The organism is Streptomyces sulphureus DSM 40104 (assembly GCF_000381025.1).
Classification (GTDB): Bacteria; Actinomycetota; Actinomycetes; order Streptomycetales; family Streptomycetaceae; genus Streptomyces; species Streptomyces sulphureus.
In genome coordinates this window covers 338,417-349,537 of the sequence record NZ_KB905821.1, presented here as the reverse complement: position 1 = coordinate 349,537, position 11,121 = coordinate 338,417, and the positions used below count along the sequence as shown (strand labels likewise).

The window sequence follows — 11,121 nt, the reverse complement described above, 5'->3', positions numbered from 1 at the left end:
CGGCGCCAGCGTCTACGTCACCCGCAAGGGCGGCACCATCGTCACCTGCGCCTCCACCTCCGGCTACCAACACACCTACGACAACCGCTACCTGTGGATGTCCCTCAAACGCATCATCGGCTCACACTTCGCCAACTACCGCGAAGCCTGGGAAGCAAACCGCCTCATCGCCAAAGGCAAAATCCCCCCCCCCCTCTCCAAAACCTACCCACTCGAAGAAACCGGCCAAGCCGCCCACGACGTCCAACGCAACCTCCACCAAGGCAAAGTCGGCATCCTCGCCCTCGCCCCCCAAGAAGGCCTCGGCATACGCAACCAAGAAAAACGCGCCCAACACATCGACGCCATCAACCGGTTCCGCGAGACGGATAAGTGAGCGTGGCCGTGCCGCTCCGTCCGTCGGTACTCCGGCTGTCCTCTTCACCGTTCGTCGTCCCACACAGCGAAGGAGAGATATGAGTCAGAAACCATTCGTGGTGGGCGTCGTCGGGCTGGGGTCCGTCGGCGAACCGCTACTCGGTCTGGTGCGCACCGCAGGCCACGAAGTGATCGGAGTCGAGCGCAGTTTCGACGTGCTGGCCCGGGTGGGCCGGCGGCTGAAGGCGGTCTCGGCGGAGGCAGGCTGGGACGACAGCGGCGCGACGCTGACCCCCGAACTGTCGGCGCTGGAGCGGGCGGACGTGGTGTTCGAGGCGACGTCCGAGGACCTGGCGGGCAAGGCCGAGCTGTTGCGCCGGCTCGACGAAATCTGCCCGGACCACACCGTGTTCGTCACCGCCACCGCCTCGCTTCCGCTCCACCGCCTCGCTGTGGCCTCCCGCCGTCCGAACCGGACGCTGGGGCTCCGGCTGCTCAGGCCGCCGACGCACGGGGCTTCCGTCGAGCCGGTGCCGACAGAGGTCACCAGCTCGGACGCGCTCTCCACCGTGTCCGAGCTGGTGACCGGAGCCGGGCTGACTCCCACTGCCATCGGCGCGGGACCGGCCGAGGACGCGGCCACGCTGGTTTACGCGTATCTCAACCGGGCTGTGGCGCTGGTGGAGCAGGGGTACGCCTCTCAGGACGATGTCGACACCGCCATGCGGCTCGGCTGCGGCCTGCCCGTCGGCCCGCTGAAGCTGCTGGACGAGATGGGCCTCGACCAGGCGCACGCGGCCCTGTCCGAGCTCCACGCACGGACAGGGAACGAGGCCTTCCGCCCCGCCTCGCTCCTCGGGGAGCTGGTGCGGGGCGGGACCCTCGGACGGAAGACCGGGCAGGGTTTCCACCACTACGACGACCTCGGTGCGTCATCGCAGACATCGGCACCGCCCGCTGCCGACGCGGAGAGCTCGCCCGTGCAACGGGTCGGGATAGTCGGCTCCGGCACCATGGCGCGGGGCATCGCCGAGGTCACCGCCGTCGCCGGGCTGCCGACGATTCTGGTGGCGAGGAGCCGGGGCAAGGTGGAGTCGGCACGGGAGTCCGTCGAGACTTCGCTGACCAAGGCGGTGCGGAGGGGCCGGATCTCTCCCGAGACCAAGGCGTCGGCCCTGGCCCGTGTCGAGGGCGCCGACGATGTCGCCGTGCTGGCCGATTGCGACGTGGTGATCGAGGCCACCGCCGAAGAACTCGCGGTGAAAAAGGAGGTCTTCGCGCGGTTGGGCGAGGTGTGCCGACCGGGCGCCCTGCTGGCCACCACCACCTCCAGCCTCTCCGTCACTGCCTGCGCCGAGGCGTCCGGACGCCAGGGTGACGTGCTGGGGCTGCACTTCTTCAATCCGGCTCCCGCGATGCGCCTGGTCGAACTGGTGCGGACGCCGATGACCGGGAACGGGGCTCTGGCGACCGCGCGGTCCCTCTGCGCCCGGCTCGGGAAGACCTCGGTCGAGTGCCCGGACCGGGCGGGATTCATCGTCAACTACCTGCTCTTTCCCTACCTGGCCGACGCGATCCGGCTGCTTGACCGGCCCGGAACGGGCGTGGCAGAGACGGACGCGGCTGTCGAGCGCTGTGTCGGCTTTCCGGTGGGGCCGTTCGCGCTCCTGGACACCATCGGTCTGGATGTGTCCCTCGCCATTCTGCAAAGGCTCCACGAGGAGTTCTCCGACCCCGCCTACGCGCCTTCCCCGATGCTCGAACAGCTCGTGGCCCAGGGGCATTGGGGACGTAAGAGCGGCCAGGGCTTTCTGCCTGCACCGAGACGCGGGCTGTGACCCGAACCGGGACTGTAGGTCAACGGGGCTGTGCCGTCGTCGGTGGTGACGCGGTGGTGGTCATGGCCCGGCCCCGGGATGCGAAGCGCACGGGTATCACCGTCGGACGGTGGCGACGTGCAGGTGGACGGGCGCCGGGCGTGATCCGCATACGGGCGCGGCGCCTGGTCCGCTCGTTCCTGGACTGCGGCGGCAGACCTTCAGGGCACGGGTCTCCGGGCTGCCGGAGCGACACCGCCGCATCACGCGCCTGACTGGGCCGTTGTCCCAGGCGGCAAGAGAGCTGTGCGGCCGGGCTGCCGCCCGCCTCGCCGAGTCCTTACCGCACCTGTCACACGCTCCACTGCGCTGCGTCTGCTGCGGAGTCCGGCCGTTCCCGCGGTGAACGGCCGGACCCAAGGCGCCGACACCAGGGCGAAACAGATCACGCGACAGACGCACGGCCGTGCCGGCTTCGGCCCCTGGCCACCGCATCCCCCAGCTCCATAGACACCCGGCGTCACCACCGACCAACGGGCAGACTCGAAGATTGGACAGCCACATGACCGCCGTCGCGATTCTCGGCACCGGTACCTATGTGCCCCAGAGCATCGTCTCCAATGACGAAGTCGGTGCGGCCGCCGGTGTCGACGACAGTTGGATCACGCGCAAGACCGCGATCCGGGAACGCCGTTGGGCAGCGGCCGACCAGGCCACCTCGGACCTGGCCACCGCAGCGGCCCGGGCCGCGCTCACCTCGGCGGGCATCACCGCCGCGCGGCTGTCGCTGATCGTGGTCGCCACCTCCACGCCGGACCGTCCCCAGCCGCCTGCCGCTGCCTACGTCCAGCACAACCTCGGCGCTGTGGAGGCCGCGGCTTTCGACGTCAACGCCGTGTGCTCCGGCTCGCTGTACGCACTGGCGGCGGCCGAGGCGATGGTGGCCAGGAAGGGCGGCCATGCGCTCGTCATCGGTGCCGACGTCTACTCGCGCATCCTGGACCCGGCCGATCGCAGAACGGTCATCCTGTTCGGGGACGCCGCCGGGGCGTGGGTGGTGGGACCGGCCTCCGGGGGGCCGGTCATCCGTGACGTCTCACTGCACACGTTCGGGGAACAGTCGTCCCTGATCCAGGTTCCCGCGGGAGGAAGCCGGCTGCCGGTGGGCCCGGAGAGCCTTCAGGCCGGGCTGCACTACTTCGCCATGGACGGCCGCGAGGTGCGCCGCTTCGTCGAGGAGTACCTGCCTCACCTGGTCAAGCAGTTCCTTCACGAGGTGGGTGTCGCACCGGACGACATCAGCCACTTCATCCCGCACCAGGCCAACGGCGTGCTGCTGGACGACCTCATGCCCCGGCTCGCTCTGCCCCGCGCCACCGTGCACCGGACCCTGACGCACTACGGCAACACCGGGGCCGCCTCGGTCCCGGTCACCCTGGACGCGGCTGCCCGCCAAGGCGCGCTGCACCGCGGTGATCTGGTCCTCATGGCCGGGTTCGGCGGCGGCATGTCCGCCGGACTTGCCCTGGTCGAGTGGTAGGGGTTCACAGGACCCTCAAGGGCAGGCGTCTGCTCCGGAAACTCCGGTGCAGCACCACCCGCATCACCGGCGTCGTCGCGCCGTCCTCCTCGCTCTGCACTTGCACCAGTCCGGGGCCGGAAAATCTTCATCCGTCCACTTCACCTCTGTGACCTGCGCTTCCACGCCTCGGGATGAAGTTCTTGAGGAAGATTTGAGTCACGTCGCCGCCTCGCTGACTATTTTCCGCACCGAGTGAATTTCCGAGTGGGGTGCTGCGGTGCAGACAACCGCGCATCGAGGACGGACGGGGGACGTGTGAGTGGTAAGCACACCGTTGTGGTGGTGGACGACCGGCATCTGGCGCGGTCGGCACTGTGCGGGATGCTCAACCAGCAGGAGGGGATCGAGATCGTCGGCGAGGCCGACGACGAAGAGCAGACCGTACGCCTGGTCACCACCCTGCGGCCGGACGTAGTGATCGTAGATTCCCAGGCCAGGGCGATCTGCCCGGCGACGATCACACGCTCGACACTGGAACGCTGCGGCGGAAAACAGCCGGTCGTCCTCGTACTGGCCAATGAAACCGACACAGCGGTCTCCGGAGCTCTCGCAGCCGGCGCCTACGGCGTGCTGCTGAACAGCCTCACGGTGCAGGCCATGGTCGCGGGCATCCGCATCGCGGCTGCCGGATACCTGGTGGTGGCCCCGTCGGACGAGCAGACGCAGCTCCGCCGCGATCTGGGCGCCACCACGGCCGGGGTCCGGGACACCACGGTGCTCGACATCCTCACGGCACGGGAGCTGGAGGTACTCCATCTGATCGCGGAGGGGATGACCAACGTGGAGATCTCCGCCTCCCTGTCGTTGAGCGAGAGCACCGCCAAGTCCCATGTGCAGCACATCCTCACCAAACTCGGCATGCGAAGCCGGGTCAACGCGGTGATCTTCGCCTATGAGATCGGCCTCGTCGGGGCGGGCAGGCCCAGCGGGAGCCGCTGATGACGCGCCCGCCCGGCGACGGCAGCCGGTCCGGCAGCAGCGGCCCGCGTGCGACAGCCGAGGGGTGGGGCGAGCCCGGACACGGGACCCGGAGGTGGGGCGACGGCCCGGTGCCCGCCGCCCCGCGGGCAGCGGGCTGCTCCCTACTCCCCGGGGTTCAGCTCTCCGTCGAGCCGTCTGCGGTCCACCTTGCCGTTGCCGTTGCGCGGGAGCTCGGCGGTCTCCCGTACGGCGCCCACGACCATGCTGCGCGGCAGCCGTTCGGCGCAGTGCCGCTTCAGGTCCAGGACCGAGGGCGCCGGCCCGGTGGTCGGCACGACGAACGCCACCAGCCTCGCCTCGACGCCGCTTCCCTCCACCGCGACGGCGACTTCGCTCACTTCCGGGTGGCTGGCGAGGGCGGTCTCGATCTCACCGAGCTCCATGCGGACCCCGCCGACCTTGACCATGTCGTCGTTGCGGCCGAGGTAGCCGAAGGTGTCGTCCTTCTCGTGCCGTACCCGGTCACCCGTGTGATAGGGCCCCTTCTGCGGCTCGCGGCCGAAGTACCCGAGCATCACCGTGGGGCCGTCGACGACGAGTTCGCCCTCCTCGCCGGGCCCGACGGCCCTGCCCGTCTCGTCCTCCGCCCAGACCCGGTTGCCGGAGCAGGCGGTGCCGATCGGGACGGCCCGCTCCCGGTCGACGTCGGTGTGGCGTACCTCGTACGCGGTGCAGACGTTGGTCTCCGTCGGGCCGTAGAGATTGAGCATCCGGATGTCGTCCCACTGCCGTCGCAGCGTCCGCAGATGCTTGATCGGATAGGGCTCCCCGGCGAACAGCACCGCGCGCAGCCGTTCCGGCCGCCGGTCGAACAGCCCGCCGTTTCGTGCCATCAGGATCAGGACCGACGGCACCGAGTACCAGACGGTGATCTCCCGCTCGTGCAGGAACCGCACGAGCAGTTGGGGAGCGAACGCGAGGTCCTGGGGGATCAGATGCACGGACGCGCCCGCGTGCTGGGCGACGTAGAGATCGAGCACGGAGAGGTCGAAGTGGAAGGCCGCGTGGTTGGCGAACCGGTCCTCGGGAACGGCCTCCAGCTCGGCCGCCGCCCATTCGACGAAGGCCAGCGCGTTCCGGTGGCTGATGCACACGCCCTTGGGCGACCCGGTCGAGCCGGAGGTGTAGAGAATCCAGGCCAGGGAGTCCGGTGTGGTCCCCGGCCCCGGCAGTGGTGCGGCGGAGGCGGAGGCGGGGAACGCGGCGCGGCCGAGATCGTTTCCGGCCGGGTCGACGACCGCGAGCGGCGGGGCGCCGTCGGCGGTGGCGAGCTGTGCGGCCCGGCACTCGGTGGTGACCGTGAGCGCGGCGTCCGAGTCCTCGATGATCTTCCACGTCCGGTCGGCCGGGTTCAGCGGGTCGACGGGTACGTAGGCCGCGCCCAGGCGGAGCACGGCCTGCATCACCACGACCGTCGTCACGGACTTCTCGGCCCAGACGACGACCCGGTCGCCTGTCCCGATGCCGTGCGCGGCCAGGCCGCGTGCCACGCGGTCGGTGTGCGCGTCGAGTTCGCGATAGCTGAGCTCCAGCGTGCTGTCGGCGACCGCGAGGGCGTGTGGGGTGTTCCGGGCGGCGGCGGTCAGCAGGCGGTCGACGGTCTTCACAGTCCCATCTCCTTTGCGATGAGCTCCCGTTGGATCTCGGAGGTGCCCGAGAAGATACGGCTGGGCATGGCATCCCTCAGGGCGCGTTCGATGCCCGCCTCGGTCCGGTAGCCGTCGCCGCCGAATAGCTGCACGGCCTCGTTGGCCGCCGCCACCACCGACTCGCTGACGGTCAGCTTCGCCATCGCGACGGAGAGCGTGGCGGAGTCGCCCTGGTCCATCTCCCAGCAGGCCCGGTAGAGCAGCAGTCGTGAGACGTCCAGGCTGGTGCGCATCTCCACGATGCGGTGCACGAGGGACTGGTTGGCGGCGAGAGCCCTGCCGAACTGGTGCCGTTGGCGGACGTGTGCGACGCAGCGGTCCACGAGGCGCCGCAGGAGGCCGAGGTAGCCGGCGAGAAGGCAGCTACGTTCCCAGCGCATCGAACTCTGGAATATCGCCGCCCCCTGGCCCTCCACACCGATCAGGTTCGCCGCCGGTACCCGGCAGTCGGTGAACTCCACGGTTCCGGCGGGGCAGCCGGAAAGCCCCAGCTTGCCGAACGGGGAGCCCACCGTGAGCCCCGGCGCGTCCCGGGGAACGACGAAAGCGCTGACGCCGAGGTGCCTGGCGGCCGGGTCGGTCATCGCGTAGACGCAGAACTGGTCGGCGACCGGACCGTTGGACACGAAGCTCTTGCGTCCGTTGAGCACGTAGTGATCGCCGTCGCGGACAGCGGTGGTCTCCAACGCGGTCACGTCCGATCCTGCGCCGCTCTCACTGATCGCGTTCGCGCCGACCCATGCGCCGGACACGAGCTTGGGCACGGTTCTCTCTCGTAGCCCGGAGCCGCCGTGCTCGACGATCGGCATCACACACGCGAAGAGGTGCGCCGAGGCGGCGAACACCAGGCCCATGTCGTCGTGATGGCTCGCGAACGATTCCACCAGCGCTGCTGTGGTGACCGCGGAATGCCCGCCGCCACCGAGTTCCTCGGGAACGGAGAGGCCGAGGAGCCCCAGTGCGCCGCACTCGCGCCAGCGTTCCAGGGTGAAGAATTCGTCAGGGGACGCGGTCCAGCCGCGCACGGTCCGTGCCACACCGTCGATCAGTTTGAGCTGTTCTTCGTCGAATTCGAATTCCATCACATTTCTCCTGAGGGGGATTTCAAGGTTTGCAGCGAATCCTGTGTCGGCCGCGGTGTCAGCGGGCCGGAACATGTGGTTCGGGAGCGGGAACCGGCTCTTCGCGGTACAAGATGTTCACAAGGGGACCGGTGAGCACGGTCGCCACGATCGCCATGATCACCAACAGGGTGAACAACGTCAGGTCCAGAATTCCGAGTTGAAGTCCTACGTTGAGAACCACCAGTTCCGTGAGACCGCGGCAGTTCGTGAGGGCCCCCACGGTGGCCGCCTCGCGCCACGGCCGCCCGCACATTCGGAGCGTGACGGTCGAGCCGCCCAGTTTTCCGAGCGTCGCCACGCCGATGATGGTGAGGCACAGCCCCCACATCGCGGCGCTCCATTCGATGTCGAAGAGACGGAATTCCAGTCCCATCTGGGTGAAGAAGACCGGAAGCAGCAGCGACAGGCAGAAGGTTTCCAGTTTTTGCGTCACCTCGTGCAGCCGGGGTGAGTCGTGCTGCAGGACCGCCCCGAAAAGGAACGCCCCGAAGATGGTGTGCACGCCGATCAGCTCGGTGGTGAGCGCGGCCACCAGCGCGCCGCAGACCAGTGCGACGAGCAGTGCCGAGTCCGGGATTCGGGCCGCCATCAGGCGGCGCAGGGCCGGGCGTACGAATACCACCATCACCAGGACGAAAAGCATCGACAGCCCGATGGTTCGGGCGGAGTGCCAGGGGTCGTTGCCCTGGATGGAGATGACGATCGCCAGCAGGCACCAGGCGGTCACGTCGGCGACCGCGGCGGCTGCCAGCGCCAGTGTTCCCACTGCGGAATTCTGCATGTTCCGGTCGGTGAGGAACCTTGCCAGTACGGGGAACGCGGTGACGCTCAGCGCCAGCCCGAAGAAGAGGACGAAGACAAGTTGCCCGGTCCCGGAGGGCGCGTAGTGCGGGTACAGCACCACTGCCAGCAAGGCGGCGAGCGCGCCCGGTATGACGATGCCGGCATGCCCCAGCACGAGCGTGATTTTCGCTGTGCCCCGCAGGCGGTGCACGTCGAGCTCGGCGCCGACGAGGAACATGAACAGCACAAGGCCGAGCTGTGACAGCGTGTCGAGATACGGGGTGACGCGCTCCGGGAAAAGCGCCTCCTCCGCTCCCGGTACAAGGCCGAGCAGCGAGGGTCCCAACGCGATTCCGGCGAGGATCTCACCGATCACCCGCGGCTGTCCGAACCGTACGGCGATGCTGCCGAAGGTCCGGGCGGCGAGAACGATGACGACCAGCGATACCAGGAAAGCGGCCGTGGTGGTTGTGGTGCTGGTTCTGTCGGGCGATCCTGCGTCGGAGCTGCCCGAAAACGATGCGGAGACATGCATCAGCAGAATGGCGACACCGAGGGCCGGAAGCACCACGGTGAGGACGTAGGTGAGTAACAGACCCCGGGGTCGGCGACGCCCGCCGGATCCCCCGGCGGGTGGGGGATGAGGCACGGGAAAGTGCCCCCCTTTCCTGTGAGGAGAAGCCGCCGCGAGGATGCGCAGGCGGATTCTGTGACGGAAGAGCCGGAGTGGTGACTCGCGGAGAGGACTGCGTGCGCCTGAAACGGAAGGGCAAGCCCTCTGCGGCGTTTTCGACTGTATGCCGGGGCGCACGCCGAATCCTCAGCCGCAGGAGCTGACCCTGGGGCCCTCCCGAACGATGTGGCCTCGTCCTTTCAGACGACATTCCGGCCGGTGCACCGGTCGGAGTGGCTACGGCGGCCACCGGAATTCGGTAGCCCACGTCCTCAGCTCGGGTGAAGCTCCGCCCAGGCAGGGTTGCGTAGCGTCCACTCCGAGCCGAAGTCCGGCGCTGAGCGGCCCCACGGCCGCTGTCGTGCTCGGCATCACGGTCCGGGCGTACTCCGCAGGGAGCTGCGGAACGTACCGGCACGCGATGCGTCACCTGTAACGGACAGCCTCCCGGGGACCGGGAGCAGCACTCACTGGGAGCAGACGTGGAAAAAACCGCAGTGCTGGCGCAGTTGAAGGAATATCTGGAGACCGAGGTCCTGAGGGACACGGCGATCGAGCTGACCGACGAGACGCCCCTGCTCGAGTGGGGAATTCTCACCTCCTTGATGACGGCCCAACTGGTCGGCCACATACGTGAGTCGTACGGCCTCTACGTTCCGGCGGAGAAGGTCGTCGGCGCGCACTTCCGGAATCTGGACAGCATCACGGACCTGGTGCTGGAACTCGACGGCGATCCGCACGCCCGCATCTGAAGACCGAACTGCCGGATAAGGAGCTGGACATGCAGGACGTGGATTTTGATATCGGTATCATCGGGGGTGGTCCCGCAGGTTCCACCGCCGCGTCCTACCTCGCCAAAGCAGGGCTCTCCTGCGCCGTGTTCGAGGCGGAGCGTTTTCCGCGTCCGCATGTGGGCGAGTCGTTGGTGCCGGCCACCACGCCGGTGCTCTCAGAAATCGGCGCGCTGGCGAAGGTCGATGAGGCGGGCTTTCCCCGGAAGTACGGAGCGGCCTGGACCTCGGCGGTTGAGGATTCCGTCCCCACCAACGGTTTCCAGGGCCTGACCTACGGGTTCCAGCAGGCAACCATCGATTTCAGCGAGCGGGACCAGCAGGGTGTGCAGCAGGACTACACGTACCACGTCGACCGCGGGAAGTTCGACGAGCTGTTGCTGCGGCATTGCGAGGAGCTGGGCGCGAAGGTCTTCGAGGGTGTGCGCATCCGCTCGGTCGACTTCGGGGCCGGGAATCCGGTGCTCACCTACCGCGAGGGCGACACCGACATCCCTGTCAGGGTGCGGATGGTGGTCGACGCCTCGGGCCGGGACACCAGGCTCGGCAAGCAGTTGAAGCTGAAGGTTCCGGACCCGGTGTTCAACCAGTACGCCATTCACACGTGGTTCGAGGATCTGGACCGCAACGCGGTCGCCGTGTCCGAGGGGCAGGCGGACTACATATTCATCCACTTCCTGCCGATCAACGACACCTGGATGTGGCAGATCCCGATCACCGACCGGATCACCAGCGTCGGCGTGGTCACGCAGAAGCAGCGCTTCCAGAATGCGGGAGAGAAGCGGGAGGAGTTCTTCTGGGAGTGCGTGGGTTCACGCCCCGGGCTGGAGAATGCGCTGCGGTCGTGCTCCCGGGTCCGGCCGTTCAAGGTCGAAGGCGACTACAGCTACGGCATGAAGGAGATATGCGGGGACGACTGGGTGCTGATCGGTGACGCGGCCCGGTTCGTCGACCCCATTTTCTCCAGCGGGGTGTCGGTGGCGATGAACTCGGCGCGCATCGCGTGCGCCGACATCGTGGCGGCCGCCGAAGCCGGTGACTTCAGCAAGAAGCGGTTCGACACCTACAGCCAGAAACTCCGCCGCGGCGTGTCCCACTGGTACGAGTTCATCTCCATCTACTACCGGCTGAACATCCTGTTCACCGCCTTCGTGGCAGACCCCCGCTACCGGCTCGACGTGCTGCAGATGCTCCAGGGCGACGTGTACGAGGAGCGGGAGCCTGCCGCGCTGACGAAGATGCGCGAGATCACCAGGGAGGTCGAGGCGAACCCCGACCACCTGTGGCACAAGCACCTCGGAACGCTCCGGGCGCCGTCGGCGGCTCCGCAGTTCTGAGCGGCTCCGAGCAGTCCTGAGTACGGC

General features: G+C 68.2%; 9 protein-coding genes and 1 pseudogene. 7 read left to right on the top strand and 3 right to left on the bottom strand.

The window, feature by feature from the left end; genetic code table 11:
* The 5 genes and pseudogenes from F603_RS0124125 to F603_RS0124105 form a co-directional block, all read left to right on the top strand.
* Window positions 1–376: zinc-binding dehydrogenase (locus tag F603_RS0124125; RefSeq protein WP_026328682.1), on the top strand; the 376-nt coding region annotated here is incomplete at its 5' end.
* A gap of 79 nt (window positions 377–455) precedes the next feature.
* The gene (locus tag F603_RS0124120) at window positions 456–2,195 is read left to right on the top strand and encodes a 3-hydroxyacyl-CoA dehydrogenase family protein (protein WP_037956752.1); all 1,740 of its coding nucleotides are present in this window, start codon (window positions 456–458) and stop codon (window positions 2,193–2,195) included.
* Between the two features lie 541 nt (window positions 2,196–2,736).
* Window positions 2,737–3,714, top strand: a complete 978-nt coding sequence (locus tag F603_RS0124115; protein ID WP_019548509.1) for a 3-oxoacyl-ACP synthase III family protein — start codon at window positions 2,737–2,739, stop codon at window positions 3,712–3,714.
* Window positions 3,705–3,817, top strand: a pseudogene (locus tag F603_RS36605) (IS5/IS1182 family transposase); the annotation flags it as partial. The gene F603_RS0124115 and the pseudogene F603_RS36605, both read left to right, overlap by 10 nt.
* Before the next feature lie 194 nt (window positions 3,818–4,011).
* Window positions 4,012–4,695, top strand: a complete 684-nt coding sequence (locus F603_RS0124105) for a LuxR C-terminal-related transcriptional regulator (protein WP_037956746.1) — start codon at window positions 4,012–4,014, stop codon at window positions 4,693–4,695.
* 143 nt (window positions 4,696–4,838) lie between these two features.
* On the opposite strand, the gene F603_RS0124100 is transcribed toward F603_RS0124105, so the two are convergent.
* The 3 genes from F603_RS0124100 to F603_RS32765 are packed head-to-tail and all read right to left on the bottom strand — an operon-like array spanning window position 4,839 to window position 8,864.
* Window positions 4,839–6,344 (bottom strand): amino acid adenylation domain-containing protein, encoded by a 1,506-nt coding sequence (locus tag F603_RS0124100; protein WP_019548506.1) that lies wholly within the window; start codon window positions 6,342–6,344, stop codon window positions 4,839–4,841.
* Window positions 6,341–7,468: an acyl-CoA dehydrogenase family protein gene (locus tag F603_RS0124095; RefSeq protein ID WP_019548505.1), complete on the bottom strand. Its 1,128-nt coding sequence runs from the start codon at window positions 7,466–7,468 to the stop codon at window positions 6,341–6,343. Before F603_RS0124095 ends, F603_RS0124100 begins: the two co-directional genes overlap by 4 nt.
* A 58-nt stretch (window positions 7,469–7,526) precedes the next feature.
* A complete protein-coding gene (locus tag F603_RS32765; RefSeq protein WP_019548504.1) occupies window positions 7,527–8,864 on the bottom strand; it encodes a cation:proton antiporter domain-containing protein in 1,338 nt (445 codons plus the stop codon).
* A gap of 584 nt (window positions 8,865–9,448) precedes the next feature.
* Between F603_RS32765 and F603_RS0124085 the strand changes: the two genes are divergently transcribed.
* Together F603_RS0124085 and F603_RS0124080 are read left to right on the top strand one after the other, a co-directional pair.
* Window positions 9,449–9,718 (top strand): acyl carrier protein, encoded by a 270-nt coding sequence (locus F603_RS0124085; protein WP_026328680.1) that lies wholly within the window; start codon window positions 9,449–9,451, stop codon window positions 9,716–9,718.
* A gap of 29 nt (window positions 9,719–9,747) precedes the next feature.
* Window positions 9,748–11,094, top strand: a complete 1,347-nt coding sequence (locus F603_RS0124080; protein WP_019548502.1) for an NAD(P)/FAD-dependent oxidoreductase — start codon at window positions 9,748–9,750, stop codon at window positions 11,092–11,094.
* Window positions 11,095–11,121: the final 27 nt, after the last annotated feature.